Source organism: Sulfolobus sp. A20, assembly GCF_001719125.1.
Classification (GTDB): Archaea; Thermoproteota; Thermoprotei_A; order Sulfolobales; family Sulfolobaceae; genus Saccharolobus.
In genome coordinates, this window is record NZ_CP017006.1 from 617,192 (window position 1) to 639,877 (window position 22,686).

Below are 22,686 nucleotides of genomic sequence, written 5' to 3' on the forward strand. Positions count from 1 at the left end.
TAAATATTTTATCAAATGCTATGAAAAGACAATCCTACTATCGACTGCAAAAGCACCTTTTTCATTAACTATAATTGGATTTATATCCATTTCCTTAACATTTAAGTCAACGATAAGCCTTGAAACTATAGTAATTGCTCTAATTAAGGAACCTACGTCATAATTTCTTTTCCTAGTAGTCAACATTTGATATACCTTGCTCTCCTCAAGCATTTCCATAGCTTCTTCTTCATCAATTGGTGATAATCCATAACTCACGTTCTTTAAGACTTCAACATAAACTCCTCCACTACCTATGATGACAGTATGACCAAAAACTGGATCTTTAATACCACCAATGTATGCTTCAAGCCCTGTTAATTGTTGTTGAATTAAAACCCTCTTCGTAATAGATGATAATCTCTTAAAAACGTCCTTAACCATGTCTCTTTCCACGTTCATGATAACTCCTTTCATTTCAGTCTTATGCATTGGCTCGTCCGGAGAGATCTTCATCACTACTGGATATCCTATATTATCAGCTATTTTTTGGGCATCCTCCTCAGATTCTGCAACACCCCACTGAGGTGTCATAATCCCATAAATTTCCATTAGTTTTAAAGCTTCAAAGTCTTTTAGATATTTTTTATCTTTTATTAAGTAGTAAGCGTCTCTTATTGGTTGGGATATTCTAATCTTTTTCTTAGGTTTAGGTCTAATAGTTACGTATTTAATCGATTTTATTGCATCCTCTGGGAAACTAAAATATGGTATGTTAGCTCCTTCTAATAACCTAGCAGAAAAATCTTCGTCCTCGCCCATTAATACTCCTATTATACCCTTTCCCTTAAACTGTAATAATGCTTTAGCAACTTCAGTAGTGCTCAAAAAAGGTAACGCTTCAGCTATTACGACCTTAGTACAATCTAAATCTGATACTATCTTTAAAGCGTTAACGTACCTATCTCTGCCTGCATCACCAGTTAAATCTAATGGATTCCTTATTGTGCTGGTTAAAGGTAAAACTTTTCTTAATTCTCTCTTTATCCTCTCTGGTAAGTCTATTAGAGTTAACTGATTTCTTTCAACTGCATCTGATGCCAAGACTCCATGACCTCCAGAGTTAGTTATTATCAAAATCTCTTGCCTTATTGGTTCAGAAGTTGATAATATTCTGCTCAAATTTAGAAATTCCCTTAGGTCTTCTACAAGTATACCTCCAATAGTTTTAACTGCAGCTCTAAATACCTCATAAGAACCGGCTAAGCTACCAGTATGAGTGCTAACTGCCTCAGAGCCTTTAGAAGTTACTCCACCTTTTATGAATACTATTGGTTTTCTTTCAGATGCTTCTGGTAAAACCTCTAAGAATTTATTTCCATCAGACACTCCTTCAATGTAAACAAATATTGCTCTAGTTTCTGGATCTTCCGACAAATATTCTATTACCTCATATTCCTTTACATCAGCTTGATTTCCCAGACTGACTAGATAACTTATGCCAGTCCTAGTCTTCCTAGCCCAGTCTAGCATGTATGCCCCTATTCCTCCACTCTGAACTATTAGCGCAATATTTCCTCTTCTAACGTCTCCAAAAGCAAAAGTTGCATTATAATCCGGTGAGATAATTCCCATAGTATTAGGACCTAGAAATCTAATTCCACCCTTACTGGCAATGCTAATCAATTTTTTCTCCAATTCCTCCCCTTCTCTACCCACTTCTCTAAAACCGGCTGTAATTACAATGGCACTTTTAACGCCTTTCTCTACCATCTCTTCCATTACCGGAATTACGTATTCCCTAGGAACTACTATTATACCTAGATCTATGTCTTCATGTATTTCTTTAACACTCTTGTAAGCCTTTATACCTTCAACGCTTTCTGCCTTGTTATTTATAGGATAAACGTTACCTCTAAATGTACTAATTAAATTTCTAAATATAACATTACCTACTTTTTCCTTATTTCTAGAAGCTCCAATAACTGCAATATTTCTAGGTTTGAATAGCGGATTTAATGACATTTAAGCCTATTAGCAATTTAGCTAATAAAAATTTTAACTGGTTTGTAATAATGAAAGAATAATAAAATGGAGATAGAGAGAATAATAAAGCTCGAGGAGGAGTTTAAGAAGGAGAAAAGTTCGTCTAAAAGGAACGTAATTTTGTCTACGTTAATTTCTGAATACTATAATCTTTACGTAAAGAGTAGGAATAAACTATTTTTAGATAAGATAATAGATTTATCCAAAAATTTACCTAAGAAAGATTATAAATCAATGAACGTACTCGGGTTAGTTCATCTGGAAAAGGAAGAGTATGATAGCGCAATAAATATATTTAAAGAGATAATTAATGAGTTTAAGCTGCCGGAAGACGATAAAAATGTAATATTATATAACTTGTCTCTGGCCTATTTTAACAAGGGAGACTACTATGTGGCATATGAGACTCTAAAAGATGTCATCTCTAACTCTAGGGGAGAAATTAACGTTTTGTCAAAAAAATTACTAGCAAAAGTTTGTCTAAAGCTAGGTGCGGAGAACATTAAATATGTTGAAGAAGCTAAGAAAGTTCTTGAAAGTTTAGATATGCCTTCTGAGGAGTTGGCAATAGCATATGCAATCTTATTTAAATATTATAACGATTTTAAATTATTAGGTAAGGCTAAGGAATTGGCTAACAATCTAGGTGATGAGAGAGTTCTAGCTGACGTTTTAAGTGTTTCTGAACAAGAAGATGACTTAAGAAAAGCCCTTGATATATACGTCAAATTAAATGACAAGAAAGGAAAAATAAGGGTCTTATATAAGTTATCTAAGAAATATTCCGATCTAATATCTGAAATAATAGATGGAATCAGTGGGTTAGAGGATAGCAAGGATAAATTGACTATATTATATGACCTATACGAGAGAACTAAATTGGTTCATTTCTTAAAAGAGGCAATCAAGTGTGCTGAGAATATTAATGATTATTTATTTCTAGCCAGAGGATATGCTGAATTAGCCAACTATGAAAACGAAGTAATTAATCTAAGACTTTCCATAAAATACTACGAGAAGTACATAGAGGCTAATGTCAAAAAGTAGTCGGTAGTTATTAGTGATAAAAATAAAATTTCGACTAACCGATAATTATGTCATGATAAAGCACGCGGAATATACTAGGCACGGAATAACCGAACCAATAATGCTAGTTATGGTTTATAAAAAGGTAGAGGATGGAAAAATAATTTCTGCATTTAGATTTTCCATATATAAGAATATGATAATTACGGTATATGAAGACGATAAACTTCAAGGGGGAGAAGTTATAGATTTTGATATATTCAACATGGTAAACTTGATAAATAAGGTAAGAAAGTATTATGATGACAATATAGATGATTTAGTAATATTCGGAGAAAAACAATATGTAGATGACTTCCTAAATAAGTTTTTAGAAGAATAATGATGAGAAAAATGGGACAGCAGATAAGTGAAGACCCATTCATGCTCTGACTAGAATACGATTTTCCCTAGCTTAGCCCTTATTAATACTCCTAACGCTAAAAACACAACCGCGAATCCAATAACAATAGGAATAGCAGGATACCATGGTGGAGCTTTAGCCAATAACTCGATCACCCAAACCGTAATTACTAAGAACACAGCAAGAGGACCCAATATGAGAATCCACGTGGAAGTTGAGTAGTTCATAAATACCATTTTTCCCACCTACTTTTTATATTTTACTCTAAATATACTTCATACATTTATTTCTTGGTTTACTATAAAGTTATTTTATAGATAAATCTAATCGAATTAATTAAATAAATTATGATTTTAAAATCTTAATTATCTCATTATACATTTCTTTATCTTTCTCGCTTATCTTTTCTAATGACCAAGGTAATAAACCCTTATTTTTAACACCGTTTACTACAGATTTTAACCAAGAGTCATAAATCTTACCAGTTGGAACCTTGTAATAAAATTCTTTAAGTGCTTGTATTGCTTCCTCATCACCTAATCCTTTTATGTTCACTAAATATCGTGAAGCTACGTAAAGAATAAACCTTTTCCTACCATCTTGAATACCTTTCTCTAACACTTTATCGATCCATGAGAAATCAGAAGAGGATTTAGGTTTAGGGGGAAATATTCCATTAACCTCGAACAAAAAGTTATCATTTTCATCATAGACTTTTGATGAATCTCCGTTGTATTCTATATAACCTGCTGGAGTATCATCTGGATAATGTAAGATTATCTTCCTCCTCTTTGATTCAATGTGTTCATCCTCCTTTTTCTTCATGACATAATGTAGAGAAGAATATAAAGAAAAAAATTTAGCTCATAGATTAACTATGTAAGATTAAATGGAAATATTAGTGGAGATTCATCCTAAGAAAAAAATTGAAAAGATTATAGATGAGATTAAAACGTTGTCGTCGTTTGATGGATTTAACATACCAGACTCTCCGTTAGGTTACCCCGCTCCATTACCATCTTCTATAGCATCCATAATAAGGTATTTGCTTAATTTAAACAATAAAGTAATAATAAATCAGAGACTATATGATGTTAACGAGCTATTCGTACATTCTCTATCTATAACCGCAAGAATGATGAATGTAAGCGTCGCTTTTACTAAAGGTGATAAGCCAAAATACGGTAAGGAAGTCGGATATCTATCCTCCGAAGAGGCTGTAAACATAGCTAAAGGGTATGGGATTCAAGCTGGTATGATGATAAGTTTAAGAAGAAATGAAAACGAGATTAAAGCTAGATTAAATTCCAATGCAGATTTCTTCTTAGTTCTAAGAATGAGAAGAGTTGATGAACTTGAATATTATGGTCACAACTTATTAAGTAGAGCTATTCCCTATTTAATTATTGTTACTGAAAAGAATAAGAAAATAGTTGAGCAACTAAATCAGCCAACTTTTAATGAGGAAGAAATCCTATCAGTTATTAATGAGTTGAAAGATAAGAAGGTCAAAGGAGTCCTATTATCTACTCTTGGAGATCTGGAAGCCCTAAGGAAACTTAATGAGAAAATATAAATCTTGTTTTTATCTCTCTGTACTACGAATGGTATCGATAAGTTCTAAAACTTCCGAAGCATAATCTGGAATCCTGTTAATTAACTCACTCAACTCAACATACCAATAATTACTCTTTAAATTATCATAAAATTGTATAAAAATCTTTCTATTTGATAATATTATATTTTTGATGCATAGATCATTATCGTTACAATCACTTTTTACACTTTTCTTATACATTAGAGTAAATATTCTCTCTAGTTTATGTTTAGTATTATCATCCACGTTAATCCTTACTCCTTGAACCAACACGTTCTTTATCCTTTTTTTATAGCTGAAACATAAAGATTGCAGTTGACATTCTAAACTTATTTTTGTTAAAATCTTGAACATTTCCTCTTCGATAGTTGTTAAAGCACTGGGGAATGAGTAAATATTCAATTTCTCTATTCTTTTCTTGTTATCATCTTCATTCCAATATATTATCTTATCTTCATCTAAGCTCACTTTCAATTTTCTTTTCAATTTTCCGCAAGAAATCGTTAGATCAACCTTGGTATTCGACTTAACAAGGATAAGCGTTATATTTCCAGTTGATGCGATTATCTTAGAAGGAGAGGTAGAACTAAAGGAAAAAGTATTACAAAATAATTCATTTGAAGCTCTTCTTATTACATTAAATGTTATATTTTCAACGTAATTAACTAATGCATGCATTGATAGACCCTACTTATCAATTCATTAAACTCATCATAACTCATTGAAGGAACGAAAATACCCCAACTTTCGTCATTTAGGGAAGGCATAGCCATAATTGCGTCAAAGAGCTTAATGCAAGATTCCTCCATTTTATCCCATTTATATTCATTCTCTTTAATATACTGTTTCAAGAATCTTAATGCAGTTAATATCTTGCCTTTTTTAGCTAAACTTAACGCCTCTTCCACATTAAAAATTATGAGGAATACGTATAAAAGCACGACATAATAATAAAGACAGAATGAAAGAAGAAGCCTATGAACTTCTTAAATACTTAGCGGAACACACGATTAATGGCTCAACTACAGCTTTAATTATAAATAATAAAATTCCAATCCTGTTAGAAAAGGAAAGTAATTATGAGATATCTATAACGACATGTATAAACGGTGAAGCAATTAAGATAAGTAAAAAGTTTACTAAGAATACAATACATAAAGCGATTTATGAGCTAATAGATGACTTGAGTGAATTAACTTCTCAAGATGTAGAAGAATTAAAAATAATCCAAAAGGTTTCATTTGATGAATGCCTTCCAAGAAGAAGGCAGGAGAGTATAGTACAAAAGAAGAAGAAAGATATAATCTCTATGGAGGAATATAAAAAGCTTATTATAGGAAAGCAGATTCACGTATATCCACTATTGCAAATATCAAGCAAGCAGTATCTATCACTTATTCTAGACTTAGGAATTGTTGATTTATTAGAATTAGCTTCACCTAATCCAATGATTATACAAGAAAATCAGCAAAGTCCATATAAAATTAAGGATTTAAGAACTATTTACACGTATATCTCATTCTTTAAATTAGATCAAAACAATAAAACAAATCCATTATCTACTGTTATTATTAATAATTCAAAATTAACTATCTTCACTATGATTTATTCCTTAGAAGACGTGTACAAAGAAGTAATTGAATTAAATTTTTTAGACAATAAAAAAATAAAGCTAAACAAATATAAAGTAAAGACTATTTCTCTATCTAGTAAAGGATATGTAAACGTCACTGAAACCGATATTTTAGGCGCTCCAATGAAGGGTATTAGGAAGAATGACGTAAGAATAGGCTTATTTATGGAATATAATGGTAATTTCATTCAAATAAATGACATAAAAATAGGAGATTTACATGAGAGGGGAGATTTTACATTTAACGAATACATTTATGCCTCATTATATGTAATTGGTATTGATTCCTATGAATTCTTTGATAACGTAATAATGAAATTTGTAAATACATTCATCGCTAGAAATCCTTATCTATCTAAACTAACAAAAGATATAATTGAAAGAGAAGCTAATATAAACTATTCCATTCCTTTTGTATCTTCAAGTAGCGGTAACAAAGTTAGTTTATTGGATCCAATTGCTTACTGGTACTCCAGAGATATTTTAGGAAATGAAGATTACGCTAATACCCCAATTTCCCAACACTCACAGAAACTGAATGAGTTGTTAATTGCGTATAGAAAAAACGGATACTTCAGAAATATCTTCATTTAATTCTTTTACCCCACCAAGGATAAGCTATAACTAAAACTAATAGAATCACAAATAACGAAACTTCAATTAAGTTTAAACTAACGTCTATATTTTGTTGGATAAGTGTAAAAGGATAGGGTTTAACGTTAATACTACTCATTTCGTATTGAATTAGAGGAATAATGATTGTAAAGTTGGTTGAGGTATTTACCCAGACTATCTTAACGTACTCATAATTATTAGAGTTCGAGTAAATTATAGGCAAAGCTAGGTTTGCAGCTCCAGAAGAATTAGTTAAACCAGAAGTATAAAAATTGAGATTAGAGAGAGTTGATCCAATGTAAACTAAATATTTCTGATTAGGAACAGATGCGCCATTATTAGATAAAAATACGAATTGTAGATCTACTTGCGGTCCTATTACGTAATTCTGCGGCATAAAATATAACTTACTAACTCCATTGTCAACTCTCCAGCCTACGTACAATATGCTAGACCACGGAATTGGTGTAGTAATGTTAAGTATATAGGTATTAGTATCATCAAGTATTACCTCATAAAGTGACACATTTCCTTCTTGATTCAAAAATACTGCAGACACTACTCCTTGATCAGTTGCTGGTAGACTAGATTTGAATAGTTGCCATAACGTGGTGGGTTCTTTAACGTATAATTCGCCGTTATTTATTGCATATATCAACCCATAAACTTGTTGTAAGTCAGGATTACTAACAGCTAATCCTTTACCCAGAAGTTCTATACCTACTTCACTGCCATTATAGTATGTGAAATTCATAGTAACTATTAATGAATTAAGAGAAGTCACATTATATTCTTCAACCAAATAATCTCCTGGCTGAGTACCTTTCAATATTTCATAATTTTTAGTAGACGATATTATCTCAGCTGGTCCCAGATTAAGGTTGGGTGAACTAACTATGTTAGAAATTAAATACGTTTCTCCAGCTATTACTGGATACGTTTCTCCTCCGATAACTGTACTAGAAAGGTAGTAAAGGTATGAATAACCATAATTTTGTAGCCATCCTACGTAGTCAACTTCTGCCCAAGGTATTGGTGTAATGTATGCTAACGTAACGTTATCGTTGTTAAGAGATAAGTAGGCTACAGTAAGGTTTCCATCAACATCAGTGAATGATATAGATAAGTTACCACTCACACTTATAGGGAGATTATTCATTACCACCTTTAAATTACTACTAGGAGTCTTAACTAACATTTCACCAGACGTTACACAATATATTAAAACATAAGGCTGTTTATTTGCAGATTCTTTTAAATCAACGTTTCCAGCTAATACTATAGCTCCTGCACCCAATCCAGAAAAGTACACATATTTTACTGAGTAAGTGAAGTTAGAAAGTCCTAAGGTTGAGTAGTTTTGCACAGCATATGCGTAACCTAATCCTTCTACCATCTCATAAGTTATATTATGAATTACTATAGCAGTTCCGTTATCCCAATTAGGATTACTATATACCCTGTTTCCATTTAAAGCCTTTAAAGTTTTTACAAATGATGGTTTTATTACTAATATACTGTATGAAATACTTACTACAGTTGATACAATACTCAAAAATAACAGAGTTGAAATTAACAGTAACAAAATTCCCCTAAACGACATTTCTTATCAGCCTCCTAACTAAAAGCAATATTACTGTAATTATTGATATAAAAATTGATATGTAACTCACATACATTATTGTAGGATTAGAAAACGTTATAATGTATTTTCCAGGTTTAAGAACTACTGAGTGATTTACGAAATTGCCATTGATAATCACCGGTTCATAAACTGGCAAAAATATTGAGGTATTGGTTTCTATTTCTTCTTTTACCTCTCCTATACCTATACTTGTATGTACTTCTGGTTTATAGTAAGAAGAAAAAATTGGTCTCCCATTAACAGTTATGTTGCCTCCCAGAATTATGACAGAGCTGTTATAGGTAGAGGAAAAAATCTCTATACTATTATTCTTAATAATTCCTTGAACACCTTGCAATGATTTGACAGAAAATGGAAAGGTTAAAGTTAATTCTGAGTCGTTAGATAAGGGATACCAGAGAATTCCTAATAACTGATTAAATGGCGAATATATAAAGAAAATCTCACCAGAATTTGTATAAGCATATGAGAAGCGTATTATAGAACTATAATTTGGAATGGGAGCAAATGGATAACCAAAATATAAAGGATTATAGATGATCTTCCCATCGTATAAGAAGTACTTAGTGGAATAGTTAACAGCGTTATACGCTATACCACTAGTGAGAAGTTTAGTTAAATTATCAGTTTGTGCTCCGAAGCCATATATCCCAGTTTTAGGCATTTGTAGATCAAGGGTATAATACGTTACATTTTGGTATCGTAAAGATAAACCATAACTGAAACTAATTAATGAGATAGCTATTAAAACTATTAGGCTAGCGTTTAGTAGTGTTTTTATACTTTTCAAACTTCCTATCAATAAAATTAAATATAGGAATAAGAGAGGAGTTACGTTAAAGCCTATTACTAGAAGTATTAGCGAAATTAAGGATACGTAAAGAATGTCTTTCCTTTTGTATTCGAGATAGTATAATAATAATCCTAATGAAAGAAAAAGTAAACCTACGAGCAGATATAATGGTGAAACGCTGGGTAATCCATGATAAAAAACTAGATATGGAATAAGCCAAAATGCGTTTAAGCCTAGCCCATATCCTATTAAGTTATATTTCTTATTTACTCCCGCAATTACTAAACTTGAAATAAACAGTGGTATAGATACAGCTGCAACTAAGGTTGAAATTGCATACATTATTTTTTTATTATAATATACTAGGAAAAGAGATAAAGGAAGGAAAGCATAAGGTAGGATAGATACTGAATAATTGACTACTGGATTAAAAATGTTGAATTGATAAAGCAAGGATAATAAGAGTGGATATCTAAGGTTTAGTTTCGAGAAAACAAAGTAGGATATAACTCCGGATAAGAATGTAAAAATTCCTAAAAAAACTTGTGCAGATAATAAACTATTTTTTACAATAATAAGCAAAATACGTATTACTAACCATCCTATAAGGATATGCTGCTCAGGATTGTATTCAAGTACCCAAGGAAGGTAAATGAAGGATGAATAAAAGGAGTTCTGAGAAAATAGGTAAATCAATGAAGAATCTTTAGGAAATCCTAGCATTATTCCTAGAAAAGAAGCAGGTATAAACGAGAAATAAATCATAAATTTTCTATAATTGATTTTACGACTTTCAGCAATAACTCCTATAACACCCATTAGGAGATAGTAATATGATAAATTAGATAAATTCATTACTAAAGAGGAATTTATTGAATACATTATCCCAGCTACTATTAGATAGATAATGCCAGACAGTATTATTGCCCTTACCTCCCCTATCTTTGCCAACAATATGATAAGTAATGCTAGTATTATCAATATGAAGTAAGAGTCACCTAAAAGTAAGCCTGGCACTAGGGAAAGAAGAATGGAATATATCCACTTGTTTTTCCCAAATAACGATATAATAAGAAAAAAGGCTACTATAATCACTTTCTCGATAGAAGTAAGTGTAGTAAATACTGCCAAAATTATCGAAACTATCAAAGTAGATATAAGTGAAAGCTGAGCCTCATATAGAATTGCTAAAGATGAGGAAAACATAATAAATGCTAAAAATGGAAAATAAAGTGGAAGTTCTAGCAAACCTATTATGTTAGTGATAGCTAAAACAATGCTAATCAGACGTTTATCCATATGGCTACACTTAACGTAAACATTAACACTATTAAATTTATGCCAAACTCAGACGGGTAAGTTATCTTCACCTATCTACGTGGTCCCTTATCATCATCATGTATATAGTTACCATGAAATTAAATAGTTTTTAGTCCACTTCCAGTCAACACTAGCACAGAATTTTCTGCTTTAAATTTTTTATATGCCGCATAAACTGTAGCTGAACTATATTCTACTAATATCCCCATCTTTGCTAGGTCTTTCCATGCTTCTATGATCTCTTCATCACTAACAACAATACACTCATTAATAGCTTTTATCATTTGATCCAATAAGAACGGTTTAGTAGAAACCAATGCATCAGCAATTGATGTAACTTTCTCAGGAGGATTGTAATTAATTTTCTTAAATTTAGCACATAAGGGCATTACTTGAGTTGTTTGTACTGCAATAATTTTAGGCATTTCATCAATAAATCCAGAGTTAAGTAAGTGGCTAAATCCCTTATGTACACCCAATAACAAGGTACCAGCTGAAACTGGTAAAAACACGTAGTCTGGTGCTTTTCTACCAATATCTGAAAATATTTCATAAGCTAAAGTTCTTATACCATCTCTGAATTGAGGTTGTAAAACGTGAGAGGCAAAATAATATCCAGAACTCTCCGCAGCTTTAGTTACGTCCTCTCTGCTTCCCTTAACTTTAATTAATTCAGCACCATAAGCCTCTATCTGCTTCACTTTATTTCCTTTTGCATTTTCCGGAACATAGATATGAGCCTTAATTCCAGCTGCTGCAGAATAAGCTGCAATAGAAGAACCAGCATTACCTGAAGAGTCTTCAGCTATTTCCTTAATCCCTTTTTCTGCTAGATAAGAAATCAAGGTGACTGAACCCCTATCTTTATAGGAACCAGTAGGGTTTAGAAAATCTAGTTTAAACCAATTTTTTCCTCTTCTTATCGTTGGAGTATTTCCTTCTCCGAGCGAAATAAAATTTTTAATATATGGAAAATTAGCTAACTTGTCTTTATCGTTGTATTCAAAATCTAATATGATTTCAAACGGACCTCCACATTTTTTACACTTTAACTCGTACAGACTTTCTCTCTCTTTTCCACAAATCGCACATATTTCTCTAAACATTTATGCTATCTAATCTGGATGCACTATTATTTTTTCTCCATTTAACAAAGCTTCTATAAACCTATCTAATGTTCTACTCTTAAACAAGCTCAACTTAGACAATTTATATAAATATAATTGCTCCTCAAAAGTTTCTACTACGACCATGTCAAAGATATCACGATAATTCTTTGCAATTTCCTTCGTTTTTTCGATATCGTCCTTTATCGGCGGAATAAGATTTAGAAAAAGAACGTTTTTTCTCATATCATCCTTAAACGATGCAAAGAAATTTATTGTAGAAATAATGTTTGTGATATCAGTAACAAAAACATCATAATTTATCTCACCATCTACTGAGATTATTGGATCATCATTAGATGGAGCTGGCGGTGTATCAATTATTACATAATCCCATTTTTCACTTTTCAATAGCTTTCTAATTATACTTTGAATGATCTTTGCCTCTATTTTGCTTATCCTAGATTTCGTACTAATATCTGAGAATATCTTTAGTAAATATGCGTTATCACTTACTGTTTTTAACGATTCAGATAAGGGTCTTAACCCGTTAATTATTTCCTCAGCTAGACCACTTCTAGTATGCCCTAACAACAAAGAACCATAGGCTAGATTATCATAATCTATTAATAGACATTTTCCTAGTTCAGAAAGATAATTTACTAGGTATAAAGAAATAGTAGTCTTACCAACTCCACCTTTAACCCCTAAAATTCTGATAACATACATTTAGTTAATAATTCATATTGACATTACTTAAATATTAACACTATTTTTATTCATAAATTTTCTAAATGTGGACATAGTGCCGTTATAAAGCTAAAAATTATTGACCCATTTTACATAAATACTTATGAGTAAAATGAGTAAGAAGGAGGTTTATAGGGATATACCTTATTTAGCGTTATCACGTTATTATGGGTAAGCAGGAGTATAAGAAGTTTTTTGAGAATGCAAAGCATAAGCAAGTTAAGCCTTGAATATCCTATTTCAAGGGGTTTTTAGATAAGGGAGTTGTCATCACTTATTTATAAGTATCCGCTGAGTTATCATAAGACTAAACTCTAAGGCAATATCAAAATCCGTAAGCTTAGACATACTCTAAATAAGGACTATACAAGTGGATACTCACAATAAATAAGTAGAAAAGGAAATTAGCTAGGTAAAGATGAAAAAACCTTCAAGTAAGCCAAAATACATAGATAAGCCATAATTACAACATGTATTTTACCTTAAGAGACCATACAGCTAGAAACGAGAGCATAAACTCATCAATGAAATAAAAGAGAAACAAATCAGCAAAACACTCATGTTTAAAATAAGACCACAACAACCAGAATTTATAGCTTCATGACAGTAGTATGTCATACATGGTAGGTTGAGCAATAACCCCATCCCCGGAAATCGTTCTTATAGTATGATACTTTTGAGGAATATGGTCATCTGGACGTATACAATGGTTCCCACTATAAGGTCGATATATTTATTCCTATTGTATCATCCATATACTCATGGTTTACAAGACACAAATTAGGTAAGTTAATTATTTAGATTAATTTTTTATGTTATCAACTAAAATTAAATGTTATGCCACTGGATCCTGAAGTAAGGAATTTCCTTCAAGTTTATTATAAGGCTAACCTAATAGATTTTACCAAATATCAGTTCCAGGAAATAAGACATAAAGTAAATGAATTGTTGGCAACGGCGGTTCCAAAGGAACCTGTGGGAGAAACCAGAGATATGAAAGTAAAGTTAGAGGATTATGAGTTGCCAATTAGAATATACTCCCCTATAAAAAGAACCAACAATGGACTTGTAATGCACTTTCATGGAGGAGCATGGATACTGGGGAGTATTGAGACTGAGGATGCTATTTCAAGAATCCTTTCAAACTCTTGTGAGTGTACAGTTATATCAGTTGACTATAGACTTGCACCTGAATATAAATTTCCAACCGCAGTGTATGATTGTTTCAATGCTATAGTATGGGCAAGAGATAATGCGGGAGAACTTGGTATTGATAAGGATAAGATTGCCACATTTGGAATAAGTGCCGGAGGTAATTTAGTGGCTGCTACTTCGCTGTTGGCAAGGGACAACAAATTGAGACTAGCTGTACAGGTACCTGTTGTCCCTTTCGTATATCTTGATCTCGCGTCCAAATCTATGAATAAATATAGGAAAGGGTACTTTCTTGACATCAATTTACCGGTAGACTATGGTATTAAAATGTACATAAGGGATGAGAAAGATTTATACGATCCATTATTTTCACCTTTAATTGCAGAGGACTTATCTAACTTACCTCGGGCTATAATTGTTACTGCAGAATACGATCCTTTAAGAGATCAAGGAGAAGCTTATGCATATAGACTAATGGAATCTGGTGTCCCAACATTAAGTTTTAGAGTAAATGGGAATATTCATGCATTTTTGGGTTCACCAAGAACTTCACGTCAAGTTACAGTGATGATTGGAGCATTACTTAAAGACATTTTCAAGTAGGAGAAAGACTGCGGGACATTTTTCAGTATCTTTTTGATTAATAAAAATTATTTATGAAGAGCCACAATGTAATTTATGTACTCGCTTAAAGATAAGAGAGCCTCCTGAACTTAGAATCAATCCAATAACTGGTGAAAAAATGGAATAACATATTGAAATGAAAACCTTTACTCTCTACACAGTTGGATTCGGGATTATTAACGAACGTATATATGACAGAATATAATAATCTGAGAGTACTAGTGCATACATTGCCGACCTTTGACAGAAATTGCCAAATAAGGATACACCTTAAAACTCATGCAATGTTAGACTAGAAGGAATGCCCATATCTAAAATATGAATTCGATAACATGATGTGTGGACAACGATTTGGTTGTTTTGATATAAATTAAATTTTCTTTATGTGGAAAAGTATTTTTAGAGTTATTTATTGGGGCGAGAATAGGTTTGATTTCCTCGCCCTCACCCAAATTATCTCTACCCTTTTAAGCCTAGGTTTCATTCCTTTGACGAGATTAGCCTTAACCTCTTACTTGTCAGGTTGGAGGACTTCATTGCCTCACACTACCTTGCTCTTCACGAGTTGGCTAATGTTAATTATGAGCTTAAGCTTGATATTAAGGATGGGGATCATTTACTCGTTGATGAGGGTTAATGGTGAGATGGGTTGTTAGGCATTACGAGTCTGGGCTAATTCTTCATGTTCTTAGGAGTGGTTTTTACGTTTATGTAAATGGTATTAAGCTTGAGAATTGGAGGGATAAAGTTATCTTCCTACACGATAAGGCTACAAGGCATTCTCTTAGTTCAACGAGGTTGAAACGTTTGGAACAAGAAGCTTATAGAACTATTATCCAAAGTCTAAAACTAGCAAGCGTGGACTCCACATGGAGCTCAACAAGATAGCTAAAAATCTTCTTCCACAACATACTCGAAATCTATTAGTGTAAACGAGAATAAAATTTTATGGAGTAAAGAAATTGTTGCCCATACTTAATTTTCTAAACATTACGTATACACTATGCTCTACATTCAATTATAAAAAGGATCTCATAATTGGTAAAAACTGAATCTTTAACTAACTAAAAATTAATTAGTGAATTAAGTCCCTAATTCCGTATCTATCCTTTCACAATAAATAAGTTTATACAAATGAGATATTACCTTTTTTCATGATTTATAATGAATACTTTTTATAGCATCTGAATAAATTAAATATTATGGCATGGGACATCATATTAACAGCAGACAAAGGTTCCTTTACAGACTATGGAGGATCTAGCGTATTAGGGTATGTAGCTTGTATGCCCTCAAGATTAGTTCCCAGAGCTTTCATGGATAAATTCTTCACACCTAATACTCCAGTTGATTCTGAGGGTAAAGCGTTGTATGCTCCTTATGCTTTGAGGAAGGTGGAGAGTGTGTTAGTTCATGCTGGTTTTAGTAGTGTTGCTGTGGTTCCTCCTGAGAGGTTGGGGAAGGTTGTGGATGGTAGGACTAGGGTTGTTGGTTTGACTGTTCATGATCCTTTTGGTTTGAACCCGGTTAGTTTTAAGTTGTCCATGATTTTTGGTGGTGGTTCTACTTGGACTGCAAAGTATTTTGAGGAATTGGGGGAGAGTATTTCTAAGCTTAAGGGTAAGTATGGGTTTAAGGTTGTTGCTGGTGGTCCGGGGGCTTGGGAGTTAGTTAAGGATAAGCCAAATTGGATTGATGTAATATACATTGGTGACGCTGAGGGTAAATTACCAGAGGTAATGAAGAAATTGATAGATGGAGAGGAAATTGAAAATAAGGTAATTTATAATAAATTACCAAAAAGCACTAAAATACCACCAATAATAAACCCAGCTAGGCTTGGAGAAGTACAAATAACTAGGGGATGCCCAAGAGGATGCCAATTCTGCTCAATAACACCAGAAACATTCATAAGCATACCAATAGAAACAATAAAAAAAGAAATACAAGTAAACATGAAAGCAGGTACAAAGAGAGTAGAATTTATAACTGATGATGTTTTGCTTTATGGTTCTCAGAAGTTGAGGGTTAATCATGAAGCTATTGTTAAATTGTTCTCAGAAACTATGAACATGGGAGTTGATGGAATATGGTTCCCCCATATTTCTGCTCCTGCAGTTAAATCTAGCCCGCAAACCGTTAAAGCTATGTCGGAGATAGCTAGATATGATAAGGATAGAGCTGCAGCTCCTGTTGTTGGTTTGGAGAGTGGTAGTGAGAGGATTATTAGTAAGTATATGAGGGGTAAGCCTTTTCCTTGGACTCCTAGGGAGTGGGGTGATGTTATTATTGATGCTACTGCTATTATGAATGATAATTATATTTATCCTTGTTATACTATGACTATTGGTTATCTTGATGAGACTGATGAAGATGTAGATGAGAGTATTAAACTTGTTGAGAGTATTATTGATCATGGTTTAAAAGCTTGGATATTCCCACTAGTAGTAATACCAATGGGAACCTCATATATCAAGGACAATCCTTTCCCTATAATGGAAAAGTTGCCTAGTAGATATTGGGATTTGCTATATATTTCATGGAAATATGATTTAAAAATAACTAGAGAGATGATACCTATATTAACTGGAGGAATAAAAAACAAGTTTGCTCAAGGAATTGTAAAGTATATGATAGATAGAGTGTTTGATAGTATAGAATGGGTATTCCTGCAATTAAAAGAGACAAAGGGAAGATATGCATACAACTTTAGCAATATTAACTTAAATAACACTCTAGGTGTAATAAAATCTATATATTGGTTATTCAGATTAGCATTTAAGCCTCTTTGATCTTCTTTACAATAGCATCAGAAATATTTTTCCATAAAATAATATATCCTAAATATTCTATTACATCCACGATATAATTACCATAAGCATTAATTAGCTCAGAGAGAGACTTATCGGTGAAATTATTTTTAGAAATTTCCTCAAGATATGTCCTTTTTATCGCATAGTTTTTTAACACTATATAATCTTTATAACTGGTCAGTTTTTCCCTTATCACCTTCTCGTCAACATTATACTTATTAGCTAATTCCTTGATAGATATAACGTGATCGTTTATGTCACCTAAATTAATTTCCTTAACTTCCACAGCTGGAAGTAAAGTTCTGAGATAGTTATATATTTTACCTATGTCAATTTTTCTCTTAAATTTTATAATATTAAGACTTGATGGTATGTAATTCTCGTAACTAAGTTCTTCATTTAATATTATCAAGATGGGATTAGGGAAGTGCTTTAGTTTCTCTAACTTATTATTTATGTACTCCTTCGTCCAAAATCCCATTATTTCTACGTAAACCTTAACGTTATTCTTTTGAAGCAGAAAGTCCGGGAAATAAAGTCTATTATCTATTACGAATGGTTCAGGTTCTCTTATTATTAGCCAATCCTTAATAACTTTCCTGAAGTCATTGTAAAACTTTTCCTCTATACTACTATCAAATCTCTTCTCTATCTCTTCATCTCTAACGTACTTAAACAGCTCATGAGTATTAGATAACTCTAATTTGTATGTCCTCTTCCTCTTACCTAACACTACGCTTGCAATTATCTTCCAATCCTTTCTAGAGACCACAAATGGTATTAGTGAAGCTAAATTTTTACCATATTTCTCGGTCATCCTCAATAATGAAAGCGGCCCAAAGATGTCAATATGGATCGGTTTATCATATGCTAAGTACATTAGCCCTAACATCTTAATTTTACGAGCTATCTCTTTCCAACCTTCACTCATAAATATAGTTATTCTATATGCATTAAACACAATTGTTTGCAGTAGGGAAAGATTGTATATTTTTATTAAATCTTCTGCAGTGATGTTATCTGGTAGCTTAACAATCTTTCTCTCCTCATCCAAATCCTCATACATTACCTTAATGGGATCAACACGAAAAATTTCCTTTACCTCTCCGATAACCTTCTCTCTTTCTTCTTCAGTATACACTGGACCTCTCTTAAATATTTCCCTTCTAAGTTCTCTATAGTCTATTTTACTTTCACTTTCTATCTCACAATATTTAAGGAAAGTTCTCGCTAATCCTTTAACTAGCTTATAGTCATATATCTTCGACAAGTACTTTACGTCATCTAATATCTCTCCTACTTTCCTGCCTATTTCAAAAATTCTCATTACATCATCAGCTATTTCAATATCATCTGATTGTGCAAAAAGTGGATATATCTTATTTCCCATAATTTTATATCTTGCTAACTCAGATGGCAACATTTTGTCTTCGCCTCTTACTTAAATTATAATCACTGGTTCCCTTCGATACTATCTCTATTAATCTCGCAATTTTATTCTCTTTCTTTCTCAATATTCTCCCTAGTCTTTGAACAAATTGCCTCTGTGTTCCATATCCCCCTAGAACTATTCCAACTGACGCATCAGGAACATCAACGCCTTCATCCAACACGCTAGAAGTTACAATTACTTTATATTCCCCCTCCTTAAATTTCTCTAAAATCTCTAATCTCTCATTTTTGGGAGTCTTGTAAGTAATAGCTGGTATTAAAAAGGTCCTAGAAATATCATAAGCCATGGAAGTGTTTCTAGTAAATATTATTACTTTATCGTCCTTTAATTTACTTAATAGTTCTCTTAGCTTCTCTACTTTAGCCCTTGAGTTAACAGCTATCTTTAGAGCCTCATGCCAAGCTAATAACGCCTCTCTAGCTTCTTTGTCTCTTGAAGCTAATTTTATTAAATTACGAAAATCTTGTAATGACCTCAACTGTAATCCTTTCTTATCTAGAAATTTCTTTAATATTCCTCTATAATATTCGTATTTCTTCCTCTCTTCCTCTGTTAATTCGACATAAATTCTTTGAATCGTGAAGTTGGATAAAAATTTTCCAGCTAATTCAGAGAATGTAATAGTATAAACTATTGGTCCAACTAGAGAAGGATAAAGAGAATGTCTTCCGTCACTTCTCTCAGGAGTTGCTGTTAAACCTAATCTGTAAGGTGAAGCTAAACCTTGAGCTATAATAGAATAGCCCTCAGACGCTAGATGGTGAACTTCATCGAATATAACTAAAGCGAATTTATTACCTATACTTTCAAGCCTAGTGTAAGTTGAATCATAAGTAGCAACAGTAATCCCTTTAATTTCGTCAAATCCTCCACCAATTCTTCCAGCTTCGACGTTAAGAAGCTTTTTAATACTTTCGTACCATTGTTGAAGCAAATCAAGAGTTGGTACCACTATAAGAGTTGCTTGCTTGATCAGAGCAATGGCTTTTAAACCAATTACCGTCTTTCCAGCACCAGTAGGTAAGACTATTATACCTTGCCTAGTCCGAAACCACTTGAGTAAGGCATCTTCTTGATATTTCCTTAACTGTATCTTATCATCTATTATCGGAAATGGTAACAAATCCAGTACCTTATCTTGAACCTCAACGTTAGATCTTTTGAAATAGAAAATTAAATCTCTATATTTACTTGCAGGACCGATATAAGCTTTTAACTCTTCACTCCACGATAATCCCGGGGCAGATACATCACATATTAATAACCCCTTAAAATAGGATAAGTATACCACGCTATAATTTATGAATTTATTATATTTAAAATTGATACCATAAGTGAGATGTATAGAAATGTTTAAATATGTTTATACAGTATGTAATAACAATGAAGGCAGCAATTCTCCATAAATATAATGAACCACTAGTGATTGAGGATAGCGTAGAAATTGATCAACCTAAGAGAGGAGAAGTGAGGATAAAAGTGACGGCAACCGGGCTATGCCACTCTGATGTTAATGTATTTGAGGGGAAGACTCCAGTACCAACACCAGTAATAGCAGGGCATGAAATCTCAGGAGTAGTAGAAGAAATAGGTGAGGGGATCACAAACCTTAAACGAGGAGATAGAGTAGTTTCATCATTTGTACATCCTTGTGGTCAATGTAAAAATTGTATAACAGGTAATGAGAACTTGTGTGAGAACTTTGCTAAGACTAGACTAAATGGCACTATGCTAGATGGAACCACTAGAGTGCGTTACAGAGATGGAAGAGCCATAAGAACATTCCTAGGAGGTGGATTTGCTGAGTACGCCGTTTTACCACAAACGGCTTTGAATAAAGTTCCTGAAGATATGGATCTAAAGAAAATAGCAGTATTAGGTTGTGCAGGCTTAACGGCATATGGGGCTGTAAATATAGCTAAGGTTGAACCTGGAGAGAGCGTAGCAGTTATTGGTGTAGGTGGTGTAGGTTTATCTATAATTCAGATGCTAAAGTCCATAGGAGCTGGAAGGATAATAGGAGTAGGAACTAAGAAATGGAAACTTGAGAAAGCTTTAGAAATTGGCGCTACGGATGTGATCAACTCAAAGGAGACCGATGCAGCCAAGACAATTAAGGAAATAACTAATGGTGGACCAGATATCGTGATAGAAGCAGCAGGAACTCAAGAAACTATAAGAATGGCTATAGAATCAGTGAGAGTTGGTGGAAGAGTAATCTTAGTTGGACTACCACCTACTACCTCTGAAATCCCATTAAGGATAGCTATGATAGTAAGAAACGGGATAAGAATAATAGGTAGTTATGGAGCTAGACCTAGAATAGATATGCCTAGGTTATTACAGTTAGTTAAACTAGGCAAATATGACCCCACTTCCTTGGTTACTGGCACATTTAAGTTAGAAGAAATTAACGAGGCTGTTAAGCTATTGGAAGAGGGAGAGGCTATAAGGAGCTTAATTGTACCCGATTAATAAGGTGGTGGAAATCTAGCATTTTTCCTTGCAATTATGAACATAATTAGATATATTATAAGTAATATAATTGTGAAGATAACGCCTACTATCACTAGGTTACCTAAAACTGAGGAAGGAACATTTCCGAAAGCTATTGGTATAGGTCCAATTAAGATTAGTCCTGCAAATTGCGGACTGCTAGTAGCTGAAGTGGATTGGGTTGTGGCATACGGTGGAGACAAAATACTAGCGAATACTAGGAGAAAACCAATAAACATTAGTATGATAGAAGCAACAATTAATTTCATATTTTAAAACTTGAACATGAGGTTAAAAGTTTTGCACCAGTGATCAAGATGTATGAAGGGGAGATTATATCGATAACATCCTCGAATAAAGAAAAAATAACTGAAATAGCTAATAAATTGGGAAAACTCCATGAAAATGCAAAATTCAAAATATACTATAGAAAGAGGGGAGAGTATATAAGGTCAATTCTTGTTTCCTTGGATTATCCGGACAAGTTCTTGGACAGTGCTGAGCTAATATCGCTCTCTTCCCTTTCGATCCTTTATCTGCCAGAAAATCTGTCATGGCAAGACGGTGAATTGGCAATGTTAGTAGACTCACTTAATATTAAAAACAAGATTGTAATAAGTGATCTTGAAGAAAGAAAATTGAACTCTATTCTTTCTCCTCTAAGTTCGTTCAAAAACTTTAAGTTAACTAATGATATCTCGGATTTGGAGGAGTCTAAGGAAAAGGATTTGGGTATAGTTTACATTGATAGAGTATTCACAGTTAAAGGAGTAGGAACTGTAGTCACTGGCTTTTCCTACACTAAGGTTGAGGCTCACGATAAATTATTAGCACTGCCATATAATAAAGAGGTGGAAATAAAGAGTATTCAAGTTCTTGACGAGGATGTTAACTCAGTGGGGAGTGGAGTTAGAGTGGGCTTCGCTTTAAGGAACGTAAAAGAGGATGAGATAAAAGATCTTATGTACTTAATAAAGCCTAATGTTAAGGTAGATAATAAGATTGAGGGAAAATTGACCAAATATCCTTGGTCGACCTTCAACGAAGGACAAAACCATGTATTAATAAAGGGCTATGCAGTACCTGCTAATGTCAAGGTTAATAACGAAAAGGCTGAGATAAAAACCTCGGTGGTAATACCTTTAATCAGTGATCAAATACCAATTTTAAACGTTAACGTAAAGCAAGGTAAACCAAGAGTAATTGGATATGTTAATTTATAGCTTAGTAAA

At 33.0% G+C, this 22,686-nt stretch carries 22 protein-coding genes; 10 read left to right on the forward strand and 12 right to left on the reverse strand.

The window, feature by feature from the left end; translation table 11 throughout:
- Positions 1-18: 18 nt before the first annotated feature.
- Complete coding sequence (locus tag BFU36_RS03360; RefSeq protein ID WP_069282270.1) at positions 19-2,004, reverse strand: acetate--CoA ligase family protein; 1,986 nt, start codon at positions 2,002-2,004, stop codon at positions 19-21.
- 66 nt (positions 2,005-2,070) lie between these two features.
- Here BFU36_RS03360 and BFU36_RS03365 point away from each other — a divergent pair, with 66 nt between their 5' ends.
- Positions 2,071-3,072 carry a lipopolysaccharide assembly protein LapB gene (locus BFU36_RS03365; RefSeq protein ID WP_231961224.1) on the forward strand — a complete coding sequence of 334 codons (1,002 nt, stop codon included), beginning with the start codon at positions 2,071-2,073 and terminating at the stop codon, positions 3,070-3,072.
- 52 nt (positions 3,073-3,124) lie between these two features.
- Positions 3,125-3,433: a hypothetical protein gene (locus BFU36_RS03370; protein ID WP_069282271.1), complete on the forward strand. Its 309-nt coding sequence runs from the start codon at positions 3,125-3,127 to the stop codon at positions 3,431-3,433.
- A gap of 50 nt (positions 3,434-3,483) precedes the next feature.
- Here BFU36_RS03370 and BFU36_RS03375 read toward each other — a convergent pair whose 3' ends face one another.
- The gene (locus BFU36_RS03375) at positions 3,484-3,681 is read right to left on the reverse strand and encodes a hypothetical protein (protein WP_069282272.1); all 198 of its coding nucleotides are present in this window, start codon (positions 3,679-3,681) and stop codon (positions 3,484-3,486) included.
- Positions 3,682-3,799: 118 nt separating this feature from the next.
- A complete protein-coding gene (gene priX / locus BFU36_RS03380) occupies positions 3,800-4,279 on the reverse strand; it encodes a DNA primase noncatalytic subunit PriX (protein ID WP_069282273.1) in 480 nt (159 codons plus the stop codon).
- A 64-nt stretch (positions 4,280-4,343) separates the two neighbouring features.
- On the opposite strand from priX, the gene BFU36_RS03385 reads away from it, so the two are divergent.
- Positions 4,344-5,030 carry a hypothetical protein gene (locus tag BFU36_RS03385; RefSeq protein WP_069282274.1) on the forward strand — a complete coding sequence of 229 codons (687 nt, stop codon included), beginning with the start codon at positions 4,344-4,346 and terminating at the stop codon, positions 5,028-5,030.
- A gap of 9 nt (positions 5,031-5,039) precedes the next feature.
- On the opposite strand, the gene BFU36_RS03390 is transcribed toward BFU36_RS03385, so the two are convergent.
- Entirely contained in the window at positions 5,040-5,729 is a 690-nt protein-coding gene (locus BFU36_RS03390) for a hypothetical protein (protein ID WP_069282275.1), read from the reverse strand.
- Positions 5,717-5,959 carry a hypothetical protein gene (locus tag BFU36_RS03395; protein ID WP_069284568.1) on the reverse strand — a complete coding sequence of 81 codons (243 nt, stop codon included), beginning with the start codon at positions 5,957-5,959 and terminating at the stop codon, positions 5,717-5,719. Before BFU36_RS03395 ends, BFU36_RS03390 begins: the two co-directional genes overlap by 13 nt.
- 53 nt (positions 5,960-6,012) lie before the next feature.
- On the opposite strand from BFU36_RS03395, the gene BFU36_RS03400 reads away from it, so the two are divergent.
- Positions 6,013-7,278 (forward strand): hypothetical protein, encoded by a 1,266-nt coding sequence (locus BFU36_RS03400; RefSeq protein WP_069282276.1) that lies wholly within the window; start codon positions 6,013-6,015, stop codon positions 7,276-7,278.
- Here BFU36_RS03400 and BFU36_RS03405 read toward each other — a convergent pair.
- The 4 genes from BFU36_RS03405 to BFU36_RS03420 form a co-directional block, all read right to left on the reverse strand.
- Positions 7,271-8,902, reverse strand: a complete 1,632-nt coding sequence (locus BFU36_RS03405; RefSeq protein ID WP_231961225.1) for a hypothetical protein — start codon at positions 8,900-8,902, stop codon at positions 7,271-7,273. The two genes, BFU36_RS03400 and BFU36_RS03405, sit on opposite strands and share 8 nt — an antisense overlap.
- Complete coding sequence (locus BFU36_RS03410; RefSeq protein ID WP_069282277.1) at positions 8,892-11,036, reverse strand: hypothetical protein; 2,145 nt, start codon at positions 11,034-11,036, stop codon at positions 8,892-8,894. Before BFU36_RS03410 ends, BFU36_RS03405 begins: the two co-directional genes overlap by 11 nt.
- A 119-nt stretch (positions 11,037-11,155) precedes the next feature.
- Positions 11,156-12,163, reverse strand: a complete 1,008-nt coding sequence (locus BFU36_RS03415) for a pyridoxal-phosphate dependent enzyme (protein ID WP_069282278.1) — start codon at positions 12,161-12,163, stop codon at positions 11,156-11,158.
- A gap of 9 nt (positions 12,164-12,172) precedes the next feature.
- Complete coding sequence (locus BFU36_RS03420; RefSeq protein WP_069282279.1) at positions 12,173-12,892, reverse strand: ParA family protein; 720 nt, start codon at positions 12,890-12,892, stop codon at positions 12,173-12,175.
- A gap of 858 nt (positions 12,893-13,750) precedes the next feature.
- On the opposite strand from BFU36_RS03420, the gene BFU36_RS03425 reads away from it, so the two are divergent.
- The 4 genes from BFU36_RS03425 (at position 13,751) to BFU36_RS03435 (ending at position 17,484) form a co-directional block, all read left to right on the forward strand.
- Complete coding sequence (locus BFU36_RS03425) at positions 13,751-14,671, forward strand: alpha/beta hydrolase (RefSeq protein WP_069282280.1); 921 nt, start codon at positions 13,751-13,753, stop codon at positions 14,669-14,671.
- Positions 14,672-15,180: 509 nt separating this feature from the next.
- On the forward strand, positions 15,181-15,348 hold the full coding sequence (locus BFU36_RS14045; RefSeq protein WP_185957824.1) for a hypothetical protein: 168 nt from the start codon (positions 15,181-15,183) through the stop codon (positions 15,346-15,348).
- Positions 15,329-15,580, forward strand: a complete 252-nt coding sequence (locus tag BFU36_RS03430) for a hypothetical protein (RefSeq protein ID WP_069282281.1) — start codon at positions 15,329-15,331, stop codon at positions 15,578-15,580. The genes BFU36_RS14045 and BFU36_RS03430 overlap by 20 nt, the downstream gene beginning before the upstream one ends.
- 314 nt (positions 15,581-15,894) lie before the next feature.
- Positions 15,895-17,484, forward strand: a complete 1,590-nt coding sequence (locus tag BFU36_RS03435; protein WP_069282282.1) for a radical SAM protein — start codon at positions 15,895-15,897, stop codon at positions 17,482-17,484.
- Here the strand turns inward: BFU36_RS03435 and BFU36_RS03440 are convergent.
- Both BFU36_RS03440 and BFU36_RS03445 read right to left on the reverse strand, forming a co-directional pair.
- The gene (locus BFU36_RS03440; RefSeq protein ID WP_069282283.1) at positions 17,471-18,928 is read right to left on the reverse strand and encodes a DUF790 family protein; all 1,458 of its coding nucleotides are present in this window, start codon (positions 18,926-18,928) and stop codon (positions 17,471-17,473) included. The two genes, BFU36_RS03435 and BFU36_RS03440, sit on opposite strands and share 14 nt — an antisense overlap.
- Complete coding sequence (locus BFU36_RS03445; RefSeq protein WP_069282284.1) at positions 18,915-20,249, reverse strand: DEAD/DEAH box helicase; 1,335 nt, start codon at positions 20,247-20,249, stop codon at positions 18,915-18,917. The genes BFU36_RS03440 and BFU36_RS03445 overlap by 14 nt, the downstream gene beginning before the upstream one ends.
- 68 nt (positions 20,250-20,317) lie before the next feature.
- Here BFU36_RS03445 and BFU36_RS03450 point away from each other — a divergent pair, with 68 nt between their 5' ends.
- Positions 20,318-21,433 carry a zinc-binding dehydrogenase gene (locus BFU36_RS03450; RefSeq protein ID WP_197490542.1) on the forward strand — a complete coding sequence of 372 codons (1,116 nt, stop codon included), beginning with the start codon at positions 20,318-20,320 and terminating at the stop codon, positions 21,431-21,433.
- On the opposite strand, the gene BFU36_RS13500 is transcribed toward BFU36_RS03450, so the two are convergent.
- The gene (locus BFU36_RS13500; RefSeq protein WP_083216343.1) at positions 21,430-21,723 is read right to left on the reverse strand and encodes a TIGR00304 family membrane protein; all 294 of its coding nucleotides are present in this window, start codon (positions 21,721-21,723) and stop codon (positions 21,430-21,432) included. The genes BFU36_RS03450 and BFU36_RS13500 overlap by 4 nt on opposite strands.
- A gap of 48 nt (positions 21,724-21,771) precedes the next feature.
- Between BFU36_RS13500 and BFU36_RS03460 the strand changes: the two genes are divergently transcribed.
- Positions 21,772-22,677 carry a translation elongation factor gene (locus tag BFU36_RS03460; RefSeq protein ID WP_069282286.1) on the forward strand — a complete coding sequence of 302 codons (906 nt, stop codon included), beginning with the start codon at positions 21,772-21,774 and terminating at the stop codon, positions 22,675-22,677.
- Positions 22,678-22,686: the final 9 nt, after the last annotated feature.